Origin of the sequence: Micromonospora globosa, assembly GCF_000717585.1 — a bacterium.
Taxonomy (GTDB): domain Bacteria; phylum Actinomycetota; class Actinomycetes; order Mycobacteriales; family Micromonosporaceae; genus Micromonospora; species Micromonospora aurantiaca.
Window position 1 is genome coordinate 66,968 of sequence record NZ_JNZR01000034.1, and the last position, 26,769, is coordinate 93,736.

Consider the following 26,769-nt stretch of genomic DNA (forward strand, 5'->3'; position numbering starts at 1 on the left):
GGTCACTCGTTCGCGGTCGCGCCCGCGTGCGCGGTCACGCCGGCCTCGGCCCGCTGGGCGGTCGCCGGATCCTTCCACACGTGCACCCGCTGGGCCGGACGCTGGTCGAGGCCGGTGATCCCGGCCGCAGCGCCGAGCGCCTCCGCGTACACCTGGTCGGCGTCGAGGCGGCGCAGCTCCTCGGCCAGCTCGTCGCCGAGCGGCCGGCGCACCAGCGGCAGCGTGCGGTCCTCCTGCCCGGTACGCCGGAACACCGCGACGCTGTCGTCCCGGGTGAGCGTCAGCTCGTCGCCGTTGGCGCAGCGCAGCTGCACCTGGCGCATCCGCGGGAACTCCTCGGTGGCGGTCAGGACCGGGTCGATGCCGAGCCGGGCCTTGAGCCAGCCGCGCATCAGCGCCGCCGTCGGGTCCGACGGGGGCGCCACCACGCTCGCCTCGGTGACCCGGGCCTGGGTGGTGTCGAACGCGCCCGCCACGAGCGTGCGCCACGGGGTGATCCGGGTCCACGCCAGGTCGGTGTCGCCCGGGGCGTAGTCGTGGGCCCGCTGCCGCAGCTCGGCGATCGGGTCGGCCGCCTGCGCCGCGTCGGTGATCCGCCGGTCCGCGACCACGCCGAGGAAGTCGGTGGAGATCTCCTCCGGCGGCTCGCCGTGCCACCACGTCACCACCGGTACGTCCGGCACCAGCAGCGGCATCACCACCGACTCGGCGTGCAGCGCGAGCCGCCCGTACATCCGGGTCACCACCGCCTCGCACGGCCCGAGCCGGCCACCCACGACGATCTCCGCGTCCAGCCGGTTGCGGTCGCGCTCCACGTCGGAGCGGACCACCACGAGCAGCCGGCACGGGTGCGCCGCCGCGGCGATGGTGGCCGCCGCCTCGGCCTCGCGTACCCGCTTCTCGTCCACCACCACGATCAGCGTGAGCGCCATGCCACTGGCCACCCCGCCCGCGCTGCGCCGTTCCGCGGCCAGCGCCTTGACCACCTCGTTGCCGGTGGTGTCCCACAGCCCGATCATGCTCTTCTCCAAGCCCGGCCCTCGCGGGCCAGCATCTCGTCGGCGGCCCGGGGCCCCCACTCACCGGCCCGGTACGGCTCCGGGGTCGTGCCCTCCCAGGCGTGCTCCAGCGGGTCGACGACCTGCCAGCTCTGCTCCACCTCGGCGGCGTCCGGGAACAGCGTCCGGTCGCCGATCAGCACGTCCAGCACCAGCCGCTCGTACGCCTCGGGGCTGGACTCGGTGAACGCCTCGCCGTACTGGAAGTCCATCGCGATGTCGCGGACCTCCATCGTGGTGCCCGGCACCTTGGAGCCGAACTTCAGCACCACGCCCTCGTCCGGCTGTACCCGGATGACGAGCTGGTTGGGGCCGAGGGACTCCATGTCGGCGGCGTTGAACGGCAGGTGCGGCGCCTTCTTGAACATGATGGCCACCTCGGTGACCCGCCGGGGCAGCCGCTTGCCGGCCCGGATGTAGAACGGCACCCCGGCCCAGCGGCGGTTCTGGATGCCCAGCTTCACCGCCACGTACGTCTCGGTGGTGGAGCCCTCCGGGACGCCCTCCTCCTCCAGGTAGCCCTTGGCGCGCTCGCCGCCCACCCATCCGGGTAGGTACTGGCCGCGCACGGTGTCCTCGGAGACGTCCCGCGGCACGGTGATCGCCTTGAGCACCTTGAGCTTCTCGGCCCGGATCTCGTCGGCGTCGAAGCTCGTCGGTTCCTCCATCGCGACCAGGGCGAGCAACTGGAGCAGGTGGTTCTGGAGCACGTCGCGGGCGGTGCCGACCGAGTCGTAGAAGGCGGCGCGGGTGCCGATGCCGACGTCCTCGGCCATGGTGATCTGCACCGAGTCGACGTACTTGGAGTTCCACAGCGGCTCGAACAGGTTGTTCGCGAAGCGCAGCGCCAGGATGTTCTGGACCGTCTCCTTGCCCAGGTAGTGGTCGATCCGGAACACGTCCTGGCGGGTGAAGACGTCGTCGACCAGGTCGTTGAGCGCCTTGGCCGAGGGCAGGTCGTTGCCGAACGGCTTCTCCACCACGACCCGCCGCCAGCCGCCGGACTTGGCGTTGTCCGCCATGCCGGTGCGGGCGAGCTGCTTGAGCACCACCGGGAAGGCCGCCGGGGGGATGGAGAAGTAGAAGGCCGCGTTGCCGGGGATGCCGTGCGAGCCGCGCAGCTCGTCGAGCGTGGCGGCGAGATGGTCGAACGCGGCGTCGTCGTCGAACGAGCCGCCGACGAACTTGATGTTGCCGGCCAGCCGGGCCCACACCTCCTCCCGCCACGGTGTGCGGGCGTGCTTCTTGGCCGCGTCGTGCGCCACCGACTCGAAGTCGCCGTCGCCCCAGTCGCGGCGGGCGAAGCCCAGGACCACGAAGCCGGGCGGCAGGAGCCCTCGGTTGGCCAGGTCGTAGACCGCCGGCAGCAGCTTCTTGCGGGCCAGGTCACCCGTCACCCCGAAGATCACCAGGGCACACGGCTCGGGGATCCGGGGCAGCCGCCGGTCCTGCGGATCGCGCAGCGGGTTCACCGGGCCACCTCCTCCTGCGTCTCGGTCCGCTGATTCCAGGTCGTTGATCGTCACGTGCGTGTCCGTCCGGCCGTTTCCAGGAGCTGGGCGACGCCCGTCGCCCGCTCGGTCAGGTGCAGTCGCAGCACCGGTCGCTCCCGGCCGGCCAGGGCCCGCCGGTCGCCGGCGGCCTGGGCCGCCTGGAGCTGCGCGAAGGTGTACGGACGACCGGGCACCTCCAGATCATCGGTGACCGCACCGGTGATCTGGAGGTGCCGGCCGTGGATGTCGGTGTGTTGCGGCCGGCGCGGTCCCCAGCCGAAGGTGACCGGCCGTCCGGCGGCCCGCGCCAGCAGCGGGCGCAGCCCGGCGACCGCCGCGTCGGCGTGCCGGTCGAGGTACGCGGTCACCACGAGGTGCTCCCGTTCACCCAGCCCGTCGAGCAGCCAGCGCAGCGCGCCGGTCAGGTCGGCCGGGGCGCCGCTCGGGGCGTACACCTCGATCGCGCCCTCGACCGACGACGGCGGCCCGCTCTCCGGCGCGTCGCCGGCCACTGCGGCGGCGGGCGCCGCGAACGGGTCGGTCCGCAGCGTCACCGCGGCGGTCGCCGCCGCGTAGGCCCAGGTGAGCAGGTGCGCGCCGAGTGGTCCGTTGACCGCGACGTCGGCGGACACGCCCGGTCCGACACCGGCGCCGAGGGCGCCGCCGAGACCGACCGTCAGCACGCCCGGCCCGGTGGCGCCGGGGGAGTCGGGGGACTCCGCGACCACGGGCAGCAGCCGTCCACCAGTCGCGTCGGCGAGCAGCGCGCCGGCCCAGCGGCCCAGACCGTCGAGGCCGGTGCCGTCGGGAACCAGCGCGATCGTGTCCCGGCCGGCGCCGGGCGCCGCGCCCAGTGCCGCGCCGAGCGCCAGGGCCGGATTGTCCCGGTCCCGGTCGAGCGCGCCGGTGAGCGCCTCGGCCTCGTCCAGCACCTCGGCCACCGGGGCGCCGGCCAGCGCCGCCGGGACCAGGCCGGACGCGGTGAGCGCGGCCCACGGCCCGGACACGCCGGGCTCGGCCGGGATCACCATCGCGCCCAGCTCGTCGGCACGCGCCGCGAGTTCCGAGCCGGGTTCGGTGACCACCACGACGTGCCGGGCGGCGTCCGGGCCCTCGTCCGCCCACGCCTGCCGGTAGGCGCGCAGGTGGGCGTCGGTGGCCGGGTCGAGGCCGTGCCGTGCGGCGAGCACCAGGAGGGTACGCGCCGGACGGTCGGCGAGCGCGGCCCGGATCGGTCCCGGGTCGGCGGTGTCGAGCACCGTCAGCGGCCGGCCCAGGCACTCGGCCAGCACCTCCGCGGCGAGCGTGTCGTCGTGTGCGCCGGCCAGCACCACGTGGTCCAGGTCGCCCAGCTCGGCGGCCAGTTCGGCGAGCTGGGGGAGCAGGTCCCGGCTGCGCCGGTGAGCGTGCAGCCAGCCCAGCCGGTCGAGGGCCGCCGGCTCGGCGGCGGGCCCCCAGAGGGCCGGGTCCGCGGCGGCGAGCCGGGCCGGGACGTCGTGGGAGACGAGCGTGGCGCGCGTGGACGCGCCGAGAGCGTCCGCGCCGCGCACGGCCAGGCCGGCGGCCATGTCCGCCCGCCCGGCCAGCAGGTCACTCACCGCGCCACCTCGGCTCGCTCAAGGCAGACCACCTCACCCGGTCCACGGTACGGCGCGACGCGTCCCGGGGCCGGGCCCCGGGACGCGTCGGACGCCGTCGGTCACGCGTTGCCGCCGGCCTGCTGCGCCGCCTGCGCGTTCTTCCCGGCGGCCCGGTGCGGGCTGCCCGAGCCCTTGGCCGCCTCGGCGAGGGACTTCTTGACCCCCTCCAGCAGCTCCACCCAGCTCGCCTCGAACTTCTCCACGCCCTCGCGCTCCAGCGTGGCGATCACGTCGGACAGGTCCACGCCCACCGCCAGCAGGTCGTCGAAGACCTGGCGGGCGTCGTCGTAGGCGACGGTGACGGTGTCCGCCTTCGTCTCGCCGTGCTCGGCGTAGGCGTGGATGACCGGCTCCGGCATGGTGTTGACGGTGCCGGGCGCGATCAGCTCCTCGACGTAGATGACGTCCCGGTAGTCCGGGTTCTTCGTCGAGGTGGAGGCCCACAGCGGGCGCTGCGGGTGGGCGCCCGCGTCGGCCAGCTTCTGCCAGCGCGCCGAGGAGAACACCTCGCCGTAGCGCTCGTACGCCAGCCGGGCGTTGGCGACCGCGGCCTTGCCGCGCAGCGCCTTGGCCTGGTCCGAGCCGATCTTCTCCAGCCGCTTGTCCACCTCGGTGTCGACCCGGGAGACGAAGAACGAGGCGACCGAGCCGATCTTCGACAGGTCGTGCCCGTTGGCCTGCGCCTGCTCCAGGCCGGCCAGGAAGGCGTCCATCACCTGCGAGTACCGGTCCAGGCCGAAGATCAGCGTGACGTTGACGCTGATCCCCTCGGCCAGGGTCGCGGTGATCGCGGGCAGGCCCTCCTCGGTGGCCGGGATCTTGATGAACAGGTTCGGCCGGTCGACCAGCCACCACAGCGCCTTGGCCTCGGCGACGGTCTTCGCCGCGTCGTGCGCCGAGCGCGGGTCCACCTCGATCGACACCCGGCCGTCCACGCCGCCGCTGACGTCGTACGACGGGCGCATCACGTCGCAGGCCCACCGCACGTCGTACGTGGTGAGCATGCGGACCGCCTCCTCGACGTCCACGCCGCGTACGGCGAGGTCACGAAGCTGCCAGTCGTACTCGTCGGCGTCGCTCAACGCCTTCGCGAAGATCGTCGGGTTGGTGGTCACCCCGGCTACGTGGCTCTCCCGGCGCAGCTTGTCCAGCCCGCCGGAGGTCAGCCGTACCCGGGAGAGATCGTCGAGCCAGATCGCCACACCGGCGCCCTGGAGCTCCTTCAGCCTGTCCGTCATGCCGTCCACGCTCCCCTCAGTTGCCGGTCGTGAAACCGGTGATGTCGCCCACCCGGGTCAGCGCCGCGTGCGCGGCGGCCACGATCCGGTCGGGGGTGAACCCGAACTGCTCGAAGAGCACGGTGTGCGGCGCGCTGGCGCCGTAGTGCTCGATGCTCACGCACTCGCCGCTGTCGCCGACGATCGCGCGCCACGACATGGCGATACCCGCCTCCACGCTCACCCGTGCCTTTACCCCGCGAGGCAGCACCGACTCCCGGTACGCCTCGTCCTGGGCGAAGAACCACTCCTGGCAGGGCATGGAGACGACCCGGGTGGGGGTGCCGTCGGCCTCCAGCCGCTCCCGCGCGGTGAGGCAGAGCTGCACCTCGGAGCCGGTGCCGACGAGGATCACCTGCGGCTTGCCGTTCGACGCCTCGGCCAGCACGTACCCGCCCTTGGCGACGCCCTCGGCGCCGGCCAGGTCGGTGCGGTCGAACGTCGGCAGCGCCTGGCGGCTGAGCGCCAGCGCGGTCGGCCGGTCGGTGTGCTCCAGCGCCTGCCGCCACGCCCAGACCGTCTCGTTGGCGTCGGCCGGGCGGACCACGTCCAGGCCGGGGATGGCCCGCAGCGCGGTCAGGTGCTCGATCGGCTGGTGCGTCGGGCCGTCCTCGCCGAGGCCGATCGAGTCGTGCGTCCAGACGTACGTCACCGGCAGCTTCATCAGTGCGGCCAGCCGCACCGCCGGGCGCATGTAGTCGCTGAACACCAGGAACGTGCCGCCGTACGGGCGGGTGCCGCCGTGCAGGGCGATGCCGTTGAGGATCGCGCCCATGGCGTGCTCGCGGATGCCGAAGTGCAGCGTGCGGCCGTACTCGTCACCCGGGAAGTCCTTGGTGGCGTGCGCGGCCGGGACGAACGACGGCTCGCCCTTCATCGTGGTGTTGTTGCTCTCGGCCAGGTCGGCCGAGCCGCCCCACAGCTCGGGCAGCACCGGCGCGAGGGCCTCCAGGATCTTGCCGGAGGCGGCCCGGGTGGCGACGCCCTTGGCGTCCGCCGGGAAGGTCGGCAGCGCGTCGGTCCAGCCGGTCGGCAGCGTACGGGTGGCCATCCGGTCCCACAGCGCCTTGCGCTCCGGGTTGGCCTGCGCCCAGGCGTCGAACCCGGTGGTCCACTCGGCCTGCTCCTGCGCGCCGCGCTCCAGCACCTGACGGGCGTGCTTGAGCACCTCCTCGTCGACCTCGAAGGTGCGCTGCGGGTCGAAGCCGAGGATCTCCTTGGTGGCCTTCACCTCGTCCGCGCCGAGCGCCGAGCCGTGGATCTTGCCGGTGTTCTTCTTGTTCGGCGCGGGCCAGCCGATGATCGTGCGCAGCGCGATGAACGACGGCCGGCCGGTCTCCGCCTTGGCGGCCAGCAGCGCCTCGTACAGCGCCTCCACGTCCTCGTGGTAGTCGCCCTGGTCGGCGTCGCCGCGGCGCCAGTCGACGGTCTGCACGTGCCAGCCGTACGCCTCGTAGCGGGCCGCCACGTCCTCGCTCTTGGCGATGCGGGTGTCGTCCTCGATCGAGATCTCGTTGTCGTCGTAGATCACGCAGAGGTTGCCGAGCTGCTGGTGACCGGCGAGCGCGCTGGCCTCGTGGGTGATGCCCTCCTCGATGTCACCGTCGGAGGCGATGCACCAGATGTCGTGCCGGAACGGCGAGTCGGCGCGGTCCGGCTCGGGGTCGAACAGGCCGCGCTCGCGGCGGGCCGCCATCGCCATGCCGACCGCGTTGCCGAGGCCCTGGCCGAGCGGACCGGTGGTGGTCTCCACGCCCGGGGTGTGGCCGTGCTCCGGGTGGCCCGGGGTGAGCGAGCCCCACTGGCGCAGCGCCTTGAGGTCGTCCAGCGCCAGCGGGTAGCCGGAGAGGAAGAGCTGGATGTAGAGAGTCAGGCTGGAGTGCCCGGCCGACAGCACGAACCGGTCGCGTCCGGCCCAGTTCGGGTCGGCGGGGTTGTGCCGCATGACCCGGTTGAAGAGCAGGTACGCCACCGGGGCGAGGCTCATCGCCGTCCCCGGGTGGCCGTTGCCGGATTTCTCCACGGCGTCCATGGCCAGCACGCGGACCGTGTCGACGGCCCTGCGGTCGAGGTCGGACCAGTTGAGAGCGGGAAGCTCGGGTCGGTTGGCAGCCACGATGGTTGTGCTCCTCGGCAGATGGGCGGAACCCTCACTGATGACCCTATCGAGCGGTGCTAAACGTCCGCCCGGGGATCTCAGCATGCTGTTCTGTACGGATCGCGGACGTTCGGTCGTTCAACCCCAGGTGTGACGGCTCGCACCGTTGCCGGGTCCACGGGGCAGCGAAAACGACGCCGCGTAGTGTGTGGGGCGGTGTGTGGACCCGCAGCGGTCCGGGCCGAACGACCTCCCCCGCCGATGCCGGAAGGTGGCAATCCGTGAGCATGATCACCGAGCGCCCCGTCAGCAACCCTGCCGGGCAGTCGCCGGTGGGCGCGGTGGCGGAGGCGCCGGCGAGCGGCCGGCGGGACGTACGCGCCGTGGTGGCGGCGTACGTGACGCTGACCAAGCCGCGGATCGTCGAGCTGCTTCTGGTCACCACAGTGCCGGCGATGATGCTGGCCCACGGCGGGATGCCGTCGCTGTGGCTGGTCGCCGTGGTGCTGGTCGGCGGGTCGCTCGCGGCCGGCGCGGCGAGCGTCATCAACTGCTACATCGACCGCGACATCGACCAGCTCATGCGGCGCACCAAGCGCCGCCCGCTGCCCGCGCACACCGTGTCGCCGCGCAGCGCGCTGGTCTTCGGCCTGGTGCTGGCGGCCGTGTCGGTGGCGCTGATGGCGGTGGCGACGAACTGGCTGGCGACGGTGCTGACGGTCGCCGCGATCGCCTACTACGACCTGGTCTACACGCTGTGGCTGAAGCGGACCACCGCCGCCAACACGTTCTGGGGCGGCATCTGCGGCGCCGCTCCGGTGCTGATCGGCTGGGCCGCTGTCACCGGCACGCTGGCACCGGCCGCGTGGGGCCTGTTCGCTGTCGTCTTCTTCTGGCAGATGCCGCACTTCTACGCGCTGGCCATCAAGTACAAGGCCGACTACGCCCGCGCCGGGGTGCCGATGCTGCCGGTGGTGGCCTCGGTCCGGCGGGTGAACGCCGAGATCATCGGCTTCTCCTGGCTGACGGTGCTCTCCTCGCTGGCGGTGTGGCCGCTCGGGATGAGCCCGATCTACGGCGTCACCGCGCTCGTGGTCGGCGGGATCTTCCTCGTCGAGGCGCACAAGCTGTGCCGGCGCGCGACGCGCGGCGAGGCGGTCAAGCCGATGCGGCTGTTCCACTGGTCCACCACGTACCTCACGATCCTCTTCGCGGCCGTCGCGCTCGACGCGCTGCTCTGACCCGCCCGTCCGGCGGTTCATCAGAAATTTTTTTCGGGCTTCCCCGGACGTATCCAACCCGGACAGATTGTGACGATCCCGCCCGTCCGCTTCGCCCGGATATAAGCGACATATGCAGGCAAATTACCTGTGGTTCTTCTTAAACCGATGGGTAATTGGCATCACATTCAGTTCATGGTTCTCGCACATCCGGGTGGAACTCTGCTTAGGCTTCGCGTCATGGCAGATGGTTCCGATACGACGCTGACGGCTGACAAGACCGCCGAGCAGGCCCCCAACGGCCTGGTCGCGGGCATCAAGTCGTTCGCCGCCGGACACGGCGGCGCGAAGGCGGTCATCGAGTACGTCGGCAAGCGCGGCGCACGGATCGTCCTCGTGGGTTCCGACGGGGTATGGGCGGACCAGTTCGCCGACGGCACGGACGTCGCACGCCAGGCCTGCGCCAAGGCCGGGGTCGACGTCGAGAACGCCTGGGAGCGTGAACTGATGGACCAGATGCGTCCGAGCAACGACCTGTGGCGGTCGATGGCCCGGCGCACGATGGCCCGTTGACATATACCGAATGACCGACCACCACCAGTCGACCCGGGGGAGACCCCGGGTCGCTTTCGTCACCTGCGCCGAGCTGCCCGACCTCGACCCGGACGACCGGCTCGCGCTCGGCCCGCTCGCCGCCCGCGGCGTCACCGCCGAGATCGCCGTCTGGGACGACCCGGCAGTCGACTGGTCCGGGTACGACCTGGTCGTGCTCCGCTCCCCGTGGGACTACGCCCTGCGGCGGGACGAGTTCGTGGCCTGGGCGCGTACCGTGCCGGCCCTGGTCAACCCGGCCGACGTGGTCGCCTGGAACACCGACAAGCGCTACCTGTCCGAGCTGTCCGCCGCCGGGGTGCCCACCGTGCCGACCGAGTGGGTCGAGCCGGGGCAGGCGTGGACGCCGCCGCCCGGGGGCGAGTACGTGATCAAGCCGGCCGTCAGCGCCGGCAGCCAGGACACCGGCCGCTACGACCTGACCGACCCGGAGCACCGCGAGCTGGCGCCGGCCCACGTCCGGCGGCTCTCCGACGCCGGGCGGGTCACCATGGTCCAGCCGTACCTCGACGCGGTGGACATCGCCGGGGAGACCGCGCTGCTGTTCCTGGCCGGGCCCGGCGGCCTGGCGTTCAGCCACGCGATCCGCAAGGGCCCGATGCTGACCGGGCCGGACCTGGGCGAGGCCGCGCTCTACAAGGAGGAGCGGATCGACGCCCGCGCCGCCACGGCGGAGCAGCGCGCGGTGGCCGACAAGGTGCTCGCGGTGGTGCCCGGCGGCCCGGACCGCCTGCTCTACGCCCGCGTCGACCTGATCCCCGGCCCGGACGGCGAGCCCGTGCTGGTCGAGCTGGAGCTGACCGAGCCGAGCCTGTTCGTCGGGTACGCCGACGGCGCCCCGGACCGGCTCGCCGACGCGGTGCTCACCCACCTGGCCCGCCGCCGCTGACCCCGGGCCCGGTCGAGCCGGGTCGCGGATGCCGGCCGTCTCAGGTGCCGGCCGTCGTGAGCCGGGCCAGGTGGGCGTCGATCTCCGCACGTGCGTCCGCGGGATCCAGGCCGGTGGTCAGGATCCGTACCGTGACGCCGTCCAGCAGCGTCGCCAGCGCGGCGGCCTCGGCCCGCGCGTCCACGTGCCCGGCGATGCCACCCGCGGCCCGGCCGAGCGTGAGCAGCCGCTCGACGTTGGCCCGCATCTGCGCCTCGCTCTCCGCCAGGATCGCCGCGACCTGCTCGTCGACGAGCGCCTCGGCGGTGAGGACCAGCCAGACGCGGGCCTCGAAGGCGCGTTCGGCGTCCAGCGGGACGAGTTGGCGCACCGCCTGCCGGATCACCTCCGGCGTGACCGGGTCGGCGGGGATCGTCCGGGCCCGCGCCACCACGCGTCCGGCCAGGTGGTCCATTGCCGCCCGGACCATCAGTTCCCGAGCCGGCAGGTAGTGCTGCGCGGTCGCCAGCGGCATGCCGGCCTCGGCGGCGACGGCCCGCACCGTCATCCCGGCCGACCCCGCCCGCGCCAGTACGACGCAGGCCGCCGCGCCGAGATGACGCCGCCGCTCCTCGTGGTCCACAACCTTGGGCACGAGGTGATCATAGATTGTCGGTCATTTGACCGATATAGGTCGGCCGCCTAACGTTGCCCGGCATGACCGCACCCCTCACCGACACCGCACGCGACACCCGCCGGTTCAGCTACCTCGACATGGCGCTCGTGCTCGCCGTCGGCGTCGGCCTGGCCAACTCGGCGGTCGCGGACCTGCTGGCCCGGGGACCGGCGCGGCTGGGCATGCCGGAGACGGCGGCGTCCACCATCGCCTGGGCCCTGATCAACGGCACCCAGCTCGCTGTCGGCCTCGCGGTGGTGCGCCACCGCTTCGGCGAGATCGCCCGGCCGCTGCGGCTCGTCCGCCCGGCGGGCCGCCAGGTGGGCGCCGCGGTGGGCTGGGGCCTGGCCAAGGCCGCGCTCACCCTCGTGCTCGTGGTGGCGCTGCCCGCGGCGCTCGTCGAGGGCGGCGGTGGTGAGGGCGGCTACCCCGCCGGAAGCCTGCTCGCGCAGTTCGCCTTCGCGTTCGCCTTCGGCGCCGTCGTCTCCCCGCTCTACGAGGAGATCCTCTACCGGGGTGTCTTCTACCAGGGGCTGGCCGCGCGGCTGCCCGCCGTGGCCGCCGTGGTGCTGTCGGCGGCCTTCTTCGCCGTCGTACACCTGCCCCGGGTCTTCAACACCGTCAGCGCGCTCTTCGCCGGGCTGCTGTTCGCCTGGCTGCTGCACCGCCACCGCAACCTCTGGGTGCCGATCCTCGCCCATGCCGTCAGCAACGGAACGCTCGTCGCCCTGGCGTTCGCCGCCGAGGCGTCCGCCTGACCGCCCGGAGGCGGCGACAGCCCGCTCAGTCGCGGTCGCTGTGGTTACGTGCCCAGCGACCACCGATCGGCGGGGTGTCCAGCCGCAGCGCGGCCTCGGTGCCGGCCAGGTCGTTGTCCTCGAACGCGCAGGACACGCAGCTGCCCGCCTCGGTGACCCAGATCCCGTACGCCTGGGTGTCGGCGTCCCGGTGCCAGATCCGGTTGCCGCGCACGGTGGCCGAGTCGAACGGCGCGGCGATCGTGATGCCGCCGCACGCCGGTGGCGAGTCGGGCAGCTCGTACGCCGTGCCGGGCCCCGGTGTGTCCGCGCTCCAGCCGGTGGAGCCGTCCGGGCGTACCTCGGCCAGGGAGAGCCCGGTGGCGCTGTTGTCGGACACCACCGCGTCCCGCGAGCCGACCCGGACCACCTTGCCCCGGTGCCCGCCGGCCGGCCAGTCGGCGTTGCCGTCGGCGACCTCGCGCGGGCCGTACCGCACCGCCTCGCCGGAGCCGGAGCAGGCCGGGGCGGAGCGGCGGCCGTTGTCCCGGATCCGGTTCCCGACGATCGACGTGTCGAGCATCGGCCGGTCGATCCGGATGCCGTCCAGCGCATTCTCCCGGATGTCGTTGTCCTGGATCACCACGTCGGCCGCCGCGCCCCGGTAGCCGTGGCCCAGGTCGTGCTCGTGGTAGCCGAAGCCACCGTTGCGGCTGATCCGGTTCGCCTGCACCGCGTACGGGCCGGGGGTGTTGCCCATGCTGATGCCGTCGCCGACGTTGTAGTCGATCACGCAGCCGGTGACCAGGCCGCCGCGCCCGGCGACCCCGGCGGTGCCGTTGCCCGACACGTCGAAGCCGGCCTCCAGGTTGTTGGTCATGGTGCAGGCGGAGACGATCAGCCCGTCCGCTCCCCAGTCGGAGATGCCGAACCGGTTGGCCTGGCTGTGGCAGCCGACGATCCGGATGCCGCGCGGCGGGGTCCAGTAGTCCTTCTGCAGCTCCAGGAAGATGCCGTTGGTGCCGTTGCCGATGGTGGTGCAGTTGGCGATGGTGAGGCGCTCCACGTCGCCCCAGCCGCCGATGCCGACGCCGATCCCCGCGCCGCCCATCTGGTCGCCGTTGTCCAGCCGGCCGCATCCCACCACGACCACGCCGTCGATCAGGCTGTCCTGGAGGAAGTCACAGCCCAGGCCGGTCGCCCCGGTGTGGTGGATGTAGAGGTTGCGGAACACGCCGCGCACCACGTACTGCAGGCCCAGCCCTTTGGCCAGGTAGTCGTAGGACGTCTGGGCCACGCCGGAGCCGTCGATCTCGAAGTCGGCGAACGAGCAGTCGGCGATGTGCCGGTCCCGGTCCGCGCCGTGCTGCACGGTGGTCCAGAAGGCGAGCGGGACCGGTGCGCTGCGGTTGCCCTCGTTGCTGAGCAGGAAGCGGGTCGCTGCCGGTCCGGCGCCGATCAGCGAGACGCCGCTGCGCCAGACGGTGCCGGCGTCGCGGATCGAGTACAGGCCGGGCGGGCAGTAGATCACCCGGGCCCGGCCGTCGGCGTCGTACCCGGCGCCGAGGCGGTCCACCAGCGCCGCCAGGGCGGGCTGGTCGTTGGTGACCCCGTCGCCGGTGAGGCCGTGCTCGCGGGCGTCGCACCACAGCGGCGCGCCGGCGACCGGGGTCAGCCGTTGCGGGGTGGTGGTGGAGAGGCTCTTGCGCGACACGGGGAGCTCCCCTCGGGCGACTGTCGGTGGCCCGTGCCGCTTTCCCGCTCCCGCCGCGCGGTAACGCCCGCGCTCAGGCGGCGGCGCCCACCCGTTGCGCGGAGGGCGCGGCCGGGGCCTCCGGGGCGGCCGGCAGCCGCCCCCGGGTGGCCCAGAGCACGCCGAGGGTGGCCAGCAGCACCAGGCAGGAGCCGAGCATGTGCGCGCCGACCAGCACGGCGGGCAGGTGGGTGAAGTACTGGACGAAGCCGATCACGCCCTGGCCCAGCTCGACCGCGATCAGCACCGCGGCGGCCCGGGCCGCCCGCGCAGCGCCGACCGCCCGGAACGCGAAGTACAGCGCCACCGACAGGCCGATCAGCAGGAAGACGCCGTCGGCGTGCACCTGGGAGATCGCCGCCGGGTCCAGGCCGTTGCGGGCCGCGCCGTGGTCGCCGGCGTGCGGTCCGCTGCCGGTCACCCAGGTGCCCACGACGAGCACCGACGCGCTCGCCGCCGTGGTGATCCAGGCGAGCGTACGCAGCGGCGCCGGCACGGTCGGCGCCACCGGCCCGTCCGGGTCCTTGATGCGCCGCCAGAGCGCGTACGCGACCGCGATCACCGCCATCGAGGCGAGGAAGTGCAGCCCGACCACCCACGGGTTGAGGTTGGTGAGCACCGTGATGCCACCGATGATCGCCTGGGCCGGGATGCCGAACAGCACGCCCACGGCCAGCGGCAGCGTCCCGCGGCGGCGGGGGCGGTGCGCCAGCACGGCCAGCACCACGGCGAGCGCGATGATCCCGACCGCGAAGGTGAGCAGCCGGTTGCCGAACTCGATCACCCCGTACACGCCCATCTCGGGTGTCGTGGTGTAGGAGTCCTCGGTGCACCGGGGCCAGGTGGGGCAGCCGAGGCCGGAGGCGGTGAGCCGGACGGCCCCGCCGGTGACCACGATCGCGACGTTCGCGATGATCGAGGCGAGCGCGAGGCGGCGCAGCAGCGTGGCGGAGACCGGAAACCGGACGGATCGCTTCACGAAGCGAATCCTACGCACCGTAGTTGATCCCGATCGGGTGACTCCGGCACACCGGTGGTCGGAATCACCGGACCCCGGGTTTGCAGGCCCTCGGCGAATTACGTAACGTTGCTGTTGTGAAAAACGCGGCGGCGCTCTCCCGAACGCCGGTGACCGGTCCGGTCGCCGGTGGCTCGCGCGCACGTCGCGGCGTACGGCCCGGCGAGCGGGAGACCGCTCCGGCCGACCTGTCGACCCGCGACCGGGTCACCCAGCTGCTGCTGGAGCGTGGCCCCACCACCGCCGCGCAGCTCGGCTCGGCGCTCGGCCTGAGCCCGGCCGCGATCCGCCGCCACCTCGACGCGATGCTCGCCGACGGTGACGTGGTCGCCCGCGACCAGACCGTCCGCGGCAGCCGCGGGCGCGGCCGCCCGGCCAAGGTCTTCGCGCTCACCGAGGCGGGCCGCGGTCGCTGCGGCACCCACCACTACGACAACATGGCCACCGCCGCGCTGCGGTGGATCGCCCGCACCGGCGGCACCGAGGCGGTCGCGGCGTTCGCGGCCGAGCAGGTCTCCGCGCTGGAGGCCCGCTGCCGGTCGGCCATGGAGGACGCCGGAGACGCCCCGCTCGCGCGGGCGGAGGCGCTCGCCGGCGCGCTGACCGCCGAGGGTTACGCTGCCAACGCGTCCACGATCGCCTCCGGCGGCCAGCTCTGCCAGCACCACTGCCCGGTGGCGCACGTGGCCGCCGAGTTCCCTCAGCTGTGCGAGGCCGAGACCGAAGTGATCTCCCGTCTGGTCGGCACTCACGTACAGCGCCTGGCCACCATCGCGCACGGCGACGGCGTGTGCACCACGCACATTCCCGCCCAGTCCGGTTCCACCGTCACCACTGTGAGGACAGATAGATGACCGAGCAGATCGTCCAGCCCCTGACCCAGGAGGAGCAGCTCGCGGCCCTCGGCCGTTACGAGTACGGCTGGGCCGACCCCGACGTCGCCGGGGCGTCCGCCCAGCGCGGCCTCAGCGAGGCGGTGGTGCGGGACATCTCGGCCAAGAAGAACGAGCCGGCCTGGATGCTCGACCTGCGGCTCAAGGGCCTGCGGCTGTTCGGCCGCAAGCCGATGCCGAACTGGGGCGCCGACCTCACCGGGATCGACTTCGACAACATCAAGTACTTCGTGCGGTCCACCGAGAAGCAGGCCACCTCCTGGGAGGACCTGCCCGAGGACATCAAGAACACCTACGACAAGCTCGGCATCCCGGAGGCGGAGAAGCAGCGCCTGGTCGCCGGTGTCGCGGCGCAGTACGAGTCCGAGGTGGTCTACCACCAGATCCGTGAGGACCTGGAGGAGCAGGGTGTCGTCTTCCTGGACACGGACACCGCGCTCAAGGAGCACGAGGACCTGTTCAAGGAGTACTTCGGCACGGTGATCCCGGTCGGCGACAACAAGTTCGCCGCGCTGAACACCTCCGTCTGGTCCGGTGGCTCGTTCATCTACGTGCCGAAGGGCGTGCACGTGGACATCCCGCTGCAGGCCTACTTCCGGATCAACACGGAGAACATGGGCCAGTTCGAGCGGACGCTGATCATCGTCGACGAGGGCGCGTACGTGCACTACGTCGAGGGTTGCACCGCGCCCATCTACTCCTCCGACTCGCTGCACAGCGCCGTCGTGGAGATCATCGTCAAGAAGAACGCCCGGTGCCGGTACACGACCATCCAGAACTGGTCGAACAACGTCTACAACCTGGTCACCAAGCGCGCCGTGTGCCACGAGGGCGCGACCATGGAGTGGGTCGACGGCAACATCGGCTCCAAGGTCACCATGAAGTACCCGGCGGTCTACATGACCGGCGAGCACGCCAAGGGCGAGGTGCTCTCGGTGGCCATGGCCGGCGAGGGCCAGCACCAGGACGCCGGCGCCAAGATGGTGCACGCCGCGCCGCACACCTCCTCGACCATCGTGTCGAAGTCGATCGCCCGGGGCGGCGGCCGCACCTCGTACCGCGGTCTGGTGCAGGTGCTGGAGGGCTCGACCAGCAGCAAGAGCACGGTCAAGTGCGACGCGCTCCTGGTCGACACGATCTCCCGCTCCGACACCTACCCGTACGTCGACATCCGCGAGGACGACGTGTCGATGGGGCACGAGGCGACCGTCTCCAAGGTCAGCGAGGACCAGCTCTTCTACCTGATGAGCCGGGGCCTGAGCGAGGACGAGGCGATGGCGATGATCGTGCGCGGCTTCATCGAGCCGATCGCCAAGGAGCTCCCGATGGAGTACGCGCTGGAGCTCAACCGCCTGATCGAGCTGCAGATGGAGGGCGCGGTCGGCTGACGCCGGCCGCCCACCCTCCGACTCACTGACACCTCGTCGCAGAACAGACCAAGGAAGAGATGACTACCCAGGCTTCCGCGCCGCCCACGACCAAGTCGCAGGCGCTCCGCTCGTACGACGTCGCCGACTTCCCGGCCCTGACCGGCCTGGAGGAGGAGTGGCGCTTCACCCCGCTCAAGCGCCTGCGCGGCCTGACCGGGTCGGCGCAGGGCGCGACCGGCGCGGTCCGGCATGAGTACGGTGACCTGCCCGAGGGCGTCACCGTCGACCGGATCGGCCGGGACGACCCCCGGGTGGGCAGCGTGCTCACCCCGTTCGACCGGGTCAGCGCGCTCGCGTACGGCGGGGCCGACGGCGCGCTGCTGGTGCGCGTCGACCGCGACGCGGTGGTGGAGCAGCCGGTGCGCCTGCGGGTGGTCGGCGAGAACGCCGAGACGCTCGCCTTCGGTCACACGTTCGTCGAGGTGGACCGGTTCGCCGAGGCCACAGTGGTGATCGAGCACGTCGGCTCGGCCACGCTGGCCGACAACGTCGAGGTGACTGTGGGCGACGGGGCGAAGCTGACCCTGGTCACCGTCGCCGACTGGGCCGACGACGCGGTGCAGGCGCAGCACCTCAAGGTACGGCTGGGCCGCGACGCCCGGATCCTGCACGTGCAGGTCAGCCTCGGCGGCGACCTGGTCCGGCAGTACACGTCGGTGGAGTACACCCAGCGCGGCGGCGAGGCCGAGCTGTACGGCGTCTACTTCGCCGACTCCGGCCAGCACCTGGAGCACCGGCAGCTGGTCGACCACACCGTGCCGGACTGCCGCAGCAACGTCGGCTACCGGGGTGCGCTGCAGGGCGACGACGCGCACACGGTCTGGGTCGGCGACGTGCTGATCCGCGCCGAGGCGACTGGTACCGACACGTACGAGATCAACCGGAACCTGCTGCTCACCGACGGCGCGCGGGCCGACTCCGTACCCAACCTGGAGATCGAGACCGGCGAGATCGCCGGCGCCGGGCACGCCAGCGCGACCGGCCGGTTCGACGACGAGCAGCTGTTCTACCTGATGGCCCGGGGCATCCCGGAGGCCGAGGCGCGGCGCCTGGTGGTGCGCGGCTTCTTCGCCGAGCTGATCAACAAGATCCCGGTCGAGGACCTGCGCGAGCGCCTCGGCGACGCCATCGAGGCGCGGCTGGCGAAGGCCGGCGCCTGATGCTCAAGATCTGCTCTACCGAGGACGTGCCGAAGGGCACCGTGATCAGCGCCGACGTGGACGGCGTGCAGGTCGCGATCGTGCACGGCGAGGACGACGTGTTCTACGCGGTGCACGACGAGTGCTCGCACGCCGCCGTGGCGCTGTCCGAGGGCGAGGTCGAGGGCTGCACGCTGGAATGCTGGCTGCACGGATCCCGTTTCGACCTGCGTACCGGTGAGCCCACCGGGCTGCCCGCGACCGAACCCGTACCCGTCTATCCCGTCGAAGTCCGCGACGGCGACATCTACCTTTCCGTGGACGGCGACGGCCGTCCGCTGCCGAGCAATGGAGTGACCCGCTGATGAGCACCCTGGAGATCCGCGACCTGAAGGTGTCGGTCAAGCTGCCCGAGGGTGAGCTCAAGCCGATCCTGCACGGGGTCGACCTGACCGTGCGCTCCGGCGAGACGCACGCCATCATGGGCCCGAACGGCTCCGGCAAGTCCACGCTGGCGTACTCGATCGCCGGTCACCCGAAGTACGAGATCACCGGCGGCGAGGTGACCCTCGACGGCGAGGACGTGCTGTCCATGTCCGTCGACGAGCGGGCCCGCGCCGGCCTCTTCCTGGCCATGCAGTACCCGGTCGAGGTCCCCGGCGTGTCGGTGGCCAACTTCCTGCGTACCGCCAAGACCGCCATCGACGGCGAGGCGCCGAAGCTGCGCACCTGGGCCGGCGAGCTGCGCGGCGCCATGGAGAAGCTCCAGATGGACCCGGCGTTCGCCCAGCGCAACGTCAACGAGGGCTTCTCCGGCGGCGAGAAGAAGCGGCACGAGATCGTGCAGCTGGAGCTGCTCAAGCCGAAGATGGCGATCCTCGACGAGACCGACTCCGGCCTGGACGTGGACGCGCTGCGCGTGGTCAGCGAGGGCGTGAACCGGGTGCGCGACACCGGCGACACCGGCCTGCTGCTGATCACCCACTACACGCGCATCCTGCGCTACATCAAGCCGGACTTCGTGCACGTCTTCGTGGCCGGCCGGATCGTCGAGCAGGGCGGCCGGGAGCTGGCCGACAAGCTCGAGGAAGAGGGCTACGAGCGGTACGTCGCCGGGGCCGGCGCGGCGCGGGCCTGAGACTCGACATGACCTCGATGGCCATCCCGGCGGGCATGCCGCAGTACGACGACGTGCCGCGCTTCGACGTGGCGAAGGTGCGGGCCGACTTCCCGATCCTCGACCGGGAGGTCAACGGTCACCCGCTCGTCTACCTGGACAGCGCGAACACCTCGCACAAGCCGCGGCAGGTGCTCGACGTGCTCGCCGAGCACTACGCGCTGCACAACGCCAACGTGTCGCGCTCGGTGCACACGCTGGGCACCGAGGCGACCGAGGCGTACGAGGGCGCGCGGGCGAAGATCGCCGCGTTCATCAACGCGCCGAGCGTGGACGAGGTGGTGTTCACCAAGAACTCCACCGAGGCGATCAACCTCGTGGCGTACGCGTTCTCCAACGCCTCGCTGCGCGCGGACGGTGACCCGCGGTTCCGGCTCGGCCCCGGCGACGAGATCGTGATCTCCGAGATGGAGCACCACTCGAACATCGTCCCGTGGCAGTTGCTGGCGGAGCGTACCGGCGCGACGCTGCGCTGGTTCCCCGTCACCGACCAGGGCCGGCTCGACGAGTCCGGCCTGGACGACCTGGTCACCGAGCGGACGAAGATCGTCTCGCTGGTGCACATGTCGAACATCCTGGGCACCGTCAACGCCACCTCTCGGATCACCGCGCGGGTCCGCGAGGTCGGCGCGCTGCTGCTGCTCGACTGCTCGCAGTCGGTGCCGCACCTGCCGATGGACGTGGTCGGCTACGACGCCGACTTCATCGTCTTCACGGGGCACAAGATGTGCGGGCCGACCGGCATCGGCGTGCTCTGGGGCCGGGGCGAGCTGCTCGCCGCGATGCCCCCGGTGATGGGTGGCGGCTCGATGATCGAGACCGTGACGATGGCGGGCTCGACGTTCGCCGCGCCGCCGGCCCGGTTCGAGGCGGGCACCCCGCCGATCGCCGAGGCGGTGGCGCTCGGCGCGGCCGTGGACTACCTCACCGCGATCGGCATGCCGGCTGTTCAGTGGCACGAGAAGGAACTGACGGCGTACGCGCTCGATGCCCTCGCCACAGTGCCGGACCTGCGGATCTTCGGCCCGACGGTGCCTGTCGGCCGGGGCGGGACGATCTCGTTCGCGCTCGGTGACGTGCACCCGCACGACGTCGGGCAGGTGCTCGACTCGCTCGGCGTGCAGGTGCGGGTGGGCCACCACTGCGCCAAGCCGGTGTGCACCCGCTTCGGGGTGCCGGCCACGACGCGGGCGTCGTTCTACCTCTACACCACCACCGGGGAGATCGACGCCCTGGTGGCGGGTCTGGAGCGGGTGCGGAAGGTGTTCCAGTGATGCAGCTCGAATCCCTCTACCAGGAGATCATCCTGGACCACTACAAGCACCCGCACGGCCGTGGCCTGCGGGAGGCGGCGGATCCGGCCGCCCGGGTCGGCGAGGCGCACCACGTCAACCCGACCTGCGGCGACGAGATCACCGTGCGGGTGGCGACCGACGGCAGCGTGTTCACCGACATCTCGTACGACGGGATGGGCTGCTCGATCAGCCAGGCGTCGGCGAGCATCCTGCACGAGCTGCTGCGCGGCAAGGCCGCGAGCGACGCCGCTGTGGTGCACGAGGCGTTCGTGGAGTTGATGTCCGGGCGGGGCCAGGTCACGCCGGACGAGGACGTGCTCGGAGACGGGGTGGCGTTTGCGGGTGTCGCGCGCTACCCGGCCCGGGTGAAGTGCGCGCTGTTGTCGTGGATGGCGTTCAAGGACGCCGCGGCACGCGCCGGGGTGGGCGTGAGCCCGGAGGTGAAGGCATGAGCGACGAGAACATGACCTCGGAGACCGGCGCGGTGGCGACCGACGGCACGGTTGCCGGTGGCGCGGCCGTCAACGGAGCTGACGGTGCGGCCGCGGGTGCGGCGGCGCCGGCCGGCGGCAAGGCCGCGATCGGTGACATCGAGGAGGCGATGAAGGACGTCGTCGACCCCGAGCTGGGCATCAACGTGGTCGACCTCGGCCTGGTGTACGGCGTCCACGTCGACGACGAGAACGTCGCCACCCTGGACATGACGCTGACCTCGGCGGCCTGCCCGCTGACCGACGTGATCGAGGACCAGGCGCGGCAGGCGCTGACCACCGGTCCCGGCGGCGGCCTGGTCAACGACATCCGGATCAACTGGGTCTGGCTGCCGCCGTGGGGCCCCGACAAGATCACCGACGAGGGGCGCGACCAGCTCCGCTCGCTCGGCTTCAACGTCTGACCGTTCTCCGGTCACCGTCAACGGGCGCGGCACACCCCTGCCAAGGGGTTGCCGCGCCCGTAGTGTCTGCGGGCTTGATCGACACCGTTATGCCGAAGTGGTGTGGTCGAAGTGGCTCTGATGCCGCTACCTCGGCGAAGTGGTGTCGATCAAGCTGGGCTGACGGCACTGCCGCCGGCGTCGGGCCGGGAACGGCGAGATCTTGGTACGAAATCGCCCCTTGGGTGGCCGTTTTCTTCCGAGGCCTCCTCGCCTCCCTCATGCCGGGATCCGGCTCCCTCGTTGTGGGAAACTGTCCGCCTTTTCGGCTTGATCGACACCGTTTCGCCGAAGTGGTGTGGTCGGAGTGGCTTTGATGCCGCCACCTCGGCGTAGTGGTGTCGATCAAGGTGGCTGACGGCACTGCCGCCGGCGTCGGGCCGGGAACGGCGAGATCTTGGTATGAGATCGCCCCCGAGGAGGCAGATTCGTACCAAGATCTCCAGCCCAGCCCAGCCCAGCCCAGCCCAGCCCAGCCCAGCCGCGGGGTGCGCGTGCGGGCGCGTGGGAAAAGCGGTCGCCGAGTGAGGGAGCCGGGTGCAGGATGAGCGGGTGATCGAGGCGTACCCGAAGCAGGCTCCTGTCCGTGCGGCCACCGCCGCGCGTCGACAGCGCACCCTGCCCTCGGCCGCCTCGGCCCATCACCCGTCGTCGTGACCGGGGCGTTCCTGGCCGGCCTGGTCGCCGGCTACGGCGTCGCCATTCCGGTCGGCGCGATCGCGATCCTCATTCTCGGACTCAGCGCGCGTACCTCGTTCCGGGTCGGTGCGGCGGCGGCACTCGGCGTGGCCAGCGCCGACGGTCTCTACGCGGCGCTGGCGGCGCTCGGCGGGGCGGCGGTGGCGAGCGGGCTCGCGCCGTTCGCGGGTCCGCTGCGGCTGGTCGCCGCGGGGGTGCTGCTGGCTCTCGCCGGCCTCACCGCCCGGCGCGCGCTGCGTCCACCGGCCACAACGCACCCGCCGAGCCCGTCGGCCACCACGCACCCGTCGGGCACGACGCAGGAGCCGCGCGCGCGGGGTGGTCTGGACACGCCGGTGCGGGCGTTCGCCGCGGTTCTCGCGCTGACCCTGCTCAACCCGGCCACTGTGGTCTACTTCGTGGCGCTCGTCCTCGGCCGGGGTGACGTGCTCGGCTCCGGCCCGGCGGGCGCTGCCGCCTTCACCGCCGGGGTCTTCCTCGCGTCGGCGAGCTGGCAGTTGCTGATCGCCGGGGGCGGCACGCTGATCGGCCGGGCCCTCACCGGTCCCCGTGGGCGGCGGGTCACCGCGCTGCTGTCCAGCGTCATCATCGCGGCTCTCGCGGTCGCCACTGTGCTCGGCGTCTGACCGACGGGGACGGCCCGACATGTCGGGCCGATGACGGGGCCGTTCGCGATCCGTTACGGGGGATCGGCCGAACCGGCAGTCACGGGCGGCGGAGAGATCCAGTCCCGGTCCGGCGTCCGACCGCAGGTGTCGTCGGCCGTCAGGCCGGCCGGCTCGCCCTTGCGAAGCGCGGATCCCGCAGGCCGGGACGGCGCGGATCACCGTCCAGGTAGAACCGCATCGTCTTTCCGGTTGATGTTCGAGGTCGCGAGTGGTCCTAGGGTCACGGAACGATCCGTGGACCGTTCACGTACGCCCGGTCATCCCCGCCGGTCGTGCATCAGTCCACACCCGACCGCAGGGAGAAGACTTGAGGATCACCCTGGGGCGTCCGCCGCGCGACCGGCAACCCGCCGGCCGGGCTCGGCGCGGACGGACCGCTGCCCTCCTCGTCGCCGCGCTGGCCGCGGCGACACTTCCCGTTCTCGCCGCGCCCGCGCCCGTCTCCGCCGCGCCCGCTGTCCACGGACCGTGGCAGAAGGTGGACGGCAAGCCGGCCGCCACCAAGGCGGGCCGCAAGGCCGCGATCAAGGCCAAGCGGCTGACCGCGTACAAGCTGGACCGCGGCAGCATGAAGGGCCTGCTGGACAAGGCTCCGGCCGAGAAGCGCGTCGCGGTGGCCCGCGTGGCGAAGCAGGTGGTGTCGCTGCCCGCTCCGGACGGCACGTTCCAACGGTTCGAGCTGGTCGACTCGCCGGTGATGGAGGCGGGCCTGGCCGCGAAGCACCCGGAGATCACCACGTACGCCGGCAAGGGCCTGGACGACCCGACCGCGACCATCCGCGCGGACCTCACCCCGCTCGGGTTCCACGCCTCGGTCCGCTCGGCCGAGGGCAACTGGTACATCGACCCGTACTACCAGCGCGACCAGAGCCTGTACGCGAGCTACTTCGCCCGCGACCTGGAGCACCCGGAGGGCGAGTTCGTCGAGCGTGAGGACGTCACGCAGGAGGCGCACGCGCTGGCCGAGGAGATCGCCGAGGCGGAGGTGCCGGCCGGGCCGCTGGTGAAGCTGCGCACCTACCGGGTGGCGCTGGTGACCGACCCGTCGTACGCCACCTACTTCGGCGCGGAGAACGTCACCGCCGCGAAGGTGACGCTGATGAACCGGGTCACCCAGATCTACGAGGACGAGACCGCGATCCGGCTCGTCCTGATCAACGACACCGACAAGACCAACCTGAACACCCCGGCTCTCGCCACCGAGCCGAACGGCCCGTGCGGCGCGGCTGCCTGCTTCACGCCGGCGCAGCTCACCTCTTGCGGCGGCGGCACGCTCAGCCGTAACCGGATCGTGCTCGGCCAGCTCGTCGGCGCGAGCAACTACGACGTGGGCCACGTCGGCCTGGGCGTCAACGGCGGCGGTGTGGCCAGCCTCGGCGTGATCGGCGGCAACGGCAAGGCGCAGGGCTGCACCGGCCTGCCGACGCCGGTCGGCGACTTCTACGCGGTCGACTACGTCTCGCACGAGATGGGTCACCAGTTCGCCGGCAACCACACCTTCAACGGCACGCAGTACAACTGCTCGGGCGGCAACCGCAGCGCGGCCAACTCGTACGAGCCGGGCAGCGGTTCGTCGATCATGGCGTACGCGGGCATCTGCCAGCAGGACAACCTCCAGCCGCACAGCGACCCGTACTGGTCGCACCGCAGCTACACCGAGATCACCAACTACGTCACGTCGAACCGCCCGGCGATCAACGAAGTGCAGAACGTCTCGCTGTACGGGTTCGACGCCGACGGTGACTCGTTCACCGTCCGCTACGCGGGCGCCGACTCGGCGCCGATCGTGCGGGGCGTCAACTACACCACCGCCGGCATCAAGGCCGCCGTCGAGGGCATCGCCGGCTGGCCGGCCGGCGCGACGGTCACGGTGGCCGCGTTCGGTGGCAGCGGCACGCTCAACGACAACGGCTTCCAGGTGACCTTCGGCGGCACGCTGGCCACCACGAACGTGGCGTCGCTGGAGCTGACGAACGCCTCCGGCGCCTCCGGGTTCGTCGGCGAGACGGCCAAGGGCGGCGCCATCGACAACGGCGGCTGGCTGGTCGAGGAGACCTCGAACCACGCCCCGGTGGTCACCGTCCCGGACACCGTCACCATCCCGGTGCGGACGCCGTTCGCGCTGACCGGCAGCGCCACCGACGCCGACGGGGACACGGTCACGTACCTGTGGGAGCAGAACGACAGGGGCGCCACGACCGGCACCGCGCTGACGAACAACACGAAGGTGAACGGTCCGCTGTTCCGGGTGTTCGGCGAGGCGGCGATCGTGTCGCCGACCGACACGCTGAAGTACTACTCGCCGGGTCTGAACTCGGTCACCACCGACTCGACCCGGGTCTTCCCGGACATGAGGCAGATCCTGGCCGGCAACACCAACGCCGCCACCGGCACCTGCCCGGCGCCCCCGGCACCGCCGGCCACCGGTGGCGCCTCGAACGTGCCGGCCGAGCTGGTCGACTGCTACTCGGAGTTCCTGCCCACCCGCGACTGGGTCGGCATCGCCGGTGACCGGACCCTGCACTTCAAGCTCACCGCCCGGGACGGGCGGCTGGGTGGCGGCGGCATCGGCAGCGCGGACGTCGCCGTGGTGCTGGCACCGGACGCGGGTCCGTTCCTGGTGACCTCCCAGGACACCGCCGCGGTCCTGGACGGCGGCTCGACCCGGACCGTGACGTGGGACGTCGCCGGCACCGACGTGGCGCCGGTGAACGCCGCGCAGGTGAAGATCTCGCTGTCCGCCGACGGCGGGCTGACCTTCCCGTACGTGCTGGCCGAGCAGACCGCCAACACCGGCACCGCGACTGTGACGCTGCCGAACGTGGCGACCGAGAAGGCCCGGATCAAGATCGAGGCCGTCGGAAACGTCTTCTTCGACGTCAACGACGCCGACTTCACCATCCGGTCCGCCCCGGTCGTCACCAGCACCGCCCCCGGCGGTGGCGTGAGCGTGCAGTACAGCGACGCGCTCTCGCCGGCCGTCACCGTCACCGCGACCGACGGCGACACCACCGGCGCGGACCTGACCGCCGCCGCCACCGGGCTGCCCGCCGGCCTGTCCCTGGCCGTCACGAGCACCTCGGCGACGGACGCCCGTCCGGGTACGCGTACCTGGACGGGCGCCGGCACGACCACGGCGGCCCCGGGTGACTACCCGGTCACCGTGACCGTGTCCGACGGCTCCGGGCTGACCGGCAGCACCTCGTTCACCGTCACCGTCGCCGCCGAGGACGCGGCGGTCAGCTGGGCCGGTGACACGCTCGTGAACACCGCGACCGGCGGCGCGTCCGGCCAGGCGCTGCTACGGGCCGTGCTCCGGGACGGCTCGGTGCTGCCCGGCGCCACGGACACCACAGCCGGTGACATCCGTACCGCCACAGTCACCTTCACCAGGGACGGCGTGACGCTGTGCACCGCCGTGCCGGCCCTGCTCGGCACGGCCACCACCACCGCGTCCGCGGCGTGCACGGCCACCCTGCCGAAGGGCACGCACACCGTCACCGCGACGGTGGGCGGCAACTACACGGGCAGCACCACCGCCCAGGTCACGGTCGCCGTCTCCGACGGCGGGTTCCTCACCGGCGGCGGCGAGTTCACCGCCACCCGCTCGGCGGGGACCTACCCGGCCGACGTGAACTCCACAGTCGAGGTGGAGCTGAACGCGAAGCCGGGCAAGGCGAACAAGCCCGCCACGGGCAGGGCCGAGGTCGAGTTCCGCTCCGGCGGGAAGTCGTACACGATCAAGGCCGGCACCGTCGACGCGCTCGGCGTCACCTCGGCGGGCCGGACCGCCCAGGTGCGCTACCAGGCCGCCCTGTACGACAACAAGGGCAAGCTGGTGGCCTCCGGCCTGACCCTGGCCGTGACGGTGACCGACCGGGGCGCCCCCGGTAGGAACGACACCGTCGGGGTCACGCTGTGGAAGGGCGGCTCCCTGCTCCTGTCGTCCGACTGGACGGGCGGCGCGACCGCCGAGGTCAAGCTGAAGGGCGGCAACCTCACCGTCCACTGATCCACGCGGTAGACGCGGGAGGGCACCGGCAGCGGTGTCCTCCCGCGTTGCGTTCCCGGGTCCGTGGATGGC

At 72.1% G+C, this 26,769-nt stretch carries 22 protein-coding genes; 14 read left to right on the forward strand and 8 right to left on the reverse strand.

The genetic code is table 11. The annotated features are described in order from the left end of the window. Positions 1-2: 2 nt before the first annotated feature. From IF06_RS0126195 to tkt, 5 genes are all read right to left on the reverse strand, one after another. Entirely contained in the window at positions 3-1,019 is a 1,017-nt protein-coding gene (locus tag IF06_RS0126195; RefSeq protein WP_013287460.1) for a glucose-6-phosphate dehydrogenase assembly protein OpcA, read from the reverse strand. After that, complete coding sequence (gene zwf / locus IF06_RS0126200; RefSeq protein ID WP_013287459.1) at positions 1,016-2,530, reverse strand: glucose-6-phosphate dehydrogenase; 1,515 nt, start codon at positions 2,528-2,530, stop codon at positions 1,016-1,018. The genes IF06_RS0126195 and zwf overlap by 4 nt, the downstream gene beginning before the upstream one ends. Before the next feature lie 50 nt (positions 2,531-2,580). Beyond that, positions 2,581-4,149: a hypothetical protein gene (locus tag IF06_RS0126205; RefSeq protein WP_030274167.1), complete on the reverse strand. Its 1,569-nt coding sequence runs from the start codon at positions 4,147-4,149 to the stop codon at positions 2,581-2,583. Positions 4,150-4,250: 101 nt separating this feature from the next. Beyond that, positions 4,251-5,429 (reverse strand): transaldolase, encoded by a 1,179-nt coding sequence (tal, locus tag IF06_RS0126210; protein ID WP_030274169.1) that lies wholly within the window; start codon positions 5,427-5,429, stop codon positions 4,251-4,253. Positions 5,430-5,445: 16 nt separating this feature from the next. Further along, the gene (gene tkt, locus IF06_RS0126215; RefSeq protein ID WP_013475882.1) at positions 5,446-7,584 is read right to left on the reverse strand and encodes a transketolase; all 2,139 of its coding nucleotides are present in this window, start codon (positions 7,582-7,584) and stop codon (positions 5,446-5,448) included. Positions 7,585-7,847: 263 nt separating this feature from the next. On the opposite strand from tkt, the gene IF06_RS0126220 reads away from it, so the two are divergent. From IF06_RS0126220 to IF06_RS0126230, 3 genes are all read left to right on the forward strand, one after another. Further along, complete coding sequence (locus IF06_RS0126220) at positions 7,848-8,807, forward strand: heme o synthase (protein WP_013287455.1); 960 nt, start codon at positions 7,848-7,850, stop codon at positions 8,805-8,807. Between the two features lie 219 nt (positions 8,808-9,026). Then, entirely contained in the window at positions 9,027-9,359 is a 333-nt protein-coding gene (locus IF06_RS0126225) for a hypothetical protein (protein WP_013287454.1), read from the forward strand. A gap of 10 nt (positions 9,360-9,369) precedes the next feature. Next, positions 9,370-10,287, forward strand: a complete 918-nt coding sequence (locus IF06_RS0126230; RefSeq protein ID WP_030274172.1) for an ATP-grasp domain-containing protein — start codon at positions 9,370-9,372, stop codon at positions 10,285-10,287. 40 nt (positions 10,288-10,327) lie between these two features. Here the strand turns inward: IF06_RS0126230 and IF06_RS0126235 are convergent, their stop codons facing one another. After that, positions 10,328-10,921 carry a TetR/AcrR family transcriptional regulator gene (locus tag IF06_RS0126235; protein ID WP_013475885.1) on the reverse strand — a complete coding sequence of 198 codons (594 nt, stop codon included), beginning with the start codon at positions 10,919-10,921 and terminating at the stop codon, positions 10,328-10,330. A 62-nt stretch (positions 10,922-10,983) separates the two neighbouring features. Here IF06_RS0126235 and IF06_RS0126240 point away from each other — a divergent pair, with 62 nt between their 5' ends. After that, positions 10,984-11,700 (forward strand): CPBP family intramembrane glutamic endopeptidase, encoded by a 717-nt coding sequence (locus tag IF06_RS0126240; RefSeq protein ID WP_013287451.1) that lies wholly within the window; start codon positions 10,984-10,986, stop codon positions 11,698-11,700. Positions 11,701-11,725: 25 nt separating this feature from the next. On the opposite strand, the gene IF06_RS0126245 is transcribed toward IF06_RS0126240, so the two are convergent. Beyond that, a complete protein-coding gene (locus IF06_RS0126245; protein WP_030274174.1) occupies positions 11,726-13,393 on the reverse strand; it encodes a right-handed parallel beta-helix repeat-containing protein in 1,668 nt (555 codons plus the stop codon). Positions 13,394-13,466: 73 nt separating this feature from the next. After that, entirely contained in the window at positions 13,467-14,429 is a 963-nt protein-coding gene (locus IF06_RS0126250) for a COX15/CtaA family protein (protein WP_030274176.1), read from the reverse strand. 98 nt (positions 14,430-14,527) lie between these two features. Between IF06_RS0126250 and IF06_RS0126255 the strand changes: the two genes are divergently transcribed. The 10 genes from IF06_RS0126255 (at position 14,528) to IF06_RS32325 (ending at position 26,697) form a co-directional block, all read left to right on the forward strand. Further along, positions 14,528-15,304 (forward strand): helix-turn-helix transcriptional regulator, encoded by a 777-nt coding sequence (locus tag IF06_RS0126255; protein WP_013287448.1) that lies wholly within the window; start codon positions 14,528-14,530, stop codon positions 15,302-15,304. Next, a complete protein-coding gene (sufB, locus tag IF06_RS0126260) occupies positions 15,301-16,731 on the forward strand; it encodes a Fe-S cluster assembly protein SufB (protein WP_013287447.1) in 1,431 nt (476 codons plus the stop codon). Before IF06_RS0126255 ends, sufB begins: the two co-directional genes overlap by 4 nt. A gap of 59 nt (positions 16,732-16,790) precedes the next feature. Further along, positions 16,791-17,933 (forward strand): Fe-S cluster assembly protein SufD, encoded by a 1,143-nt coding sequence (sufD, locus tag IF06_RS0126265; protein ID WP_030274179.1) that lies wholly within the window; start codon positions 16,791-16,793, stop codon positions 17,931-17,933. Next, complete coding sequence (locus IF06_RS0126270; protein ID WP_013287445.1) at positions 17,933-18,277, forward strand: non-heme iron oxygenase ferredoxin subunit; 345 nt, start codon at positions 17,933-17,935, stop codon at positions 18,275-18,277. Before sufD ends, IF06_RS0126270 begins: the two co-directional genes overlap by 1 nt. Continuing rightward, positions 18,277-19,050: a Fe-S cluster assembly ATPase SufC gene (gene sufC / locus IF06_RS0126275; RefSeq protein WP_013287444.1), complete on the forward strand. Its 774-nt coding sequence runs from the start codon at positions 18,277-18,279 to the stop codon at positions 19,048-19,050. The genes IF06_RS0126270 and sufC overlap by 1 nt, the downstream gene beginning before the upstream one ends. Positions 19,051-19,058: 8 nt before the next feature. Then, positions 19,059-20,363, forward strand: a complete 1,305-nt coding sequence (locus IF06_RS0126280; protein WP_030274182.1) for a cysteine desulfurase — start codon at positions 19,059-19,061, stop codon at positions 20,361-20,363. Further along, complete coding sequence (gene sufU, locus IF06_RS0126285) at positions 20,363-20,836, forward strand: Fe-S cluster assembly sulfur transfer protein SufU (protein ID WP_013287442.1); 474 nt, start codon at positions 20,363-20,365, stop codon at positions 20,834-20,836. Before IF06_RS0126280 ends, sufU begins: the two co-directional genes overlap by 1 nt. Beyond that, positions 20,833-21,279: a metal-sulfur cluster assembly factor gene (locus tag IF06_RS0126290; RefSeq protein ID WP_013287441.1), complete on the forward strand. Its 447-nt coding sequence runs from the start codon at positions 20,833-20,835 to the stop codon at positions 21,277-21,279. The genes sufU and IF06_RS0126290 overlap by 4 nt, the downstream gene beginning before the upstream one ends. A gap of 692 nt (positions 21,280-21,971) precedes the next feature. Then, on the forward strand, positions 21,972-22,643 hold the full coding sequence (locus IF06_RS0126295) for a LysE family transporter (protein WP_030274186.1): 672 nt from the start codon (positions 21,972-21,974) through the stop codon (positions 22,641-22,643). 349 nt (positions 22,644-22,992) lie between these two features. Next, complete coding sequence (locus IF06_RS32325) at positions 22,993-26,697, forward strand: M12 family metallo-peptidase (protein ID WP_232236773.1); 3,705 nt, start codon at positions 22,993-22,995, stop codon at positions 26,695-26,697. The last annotated feature ends 72 nt before the right edge of the window (positions 26,698-26,769 follow it).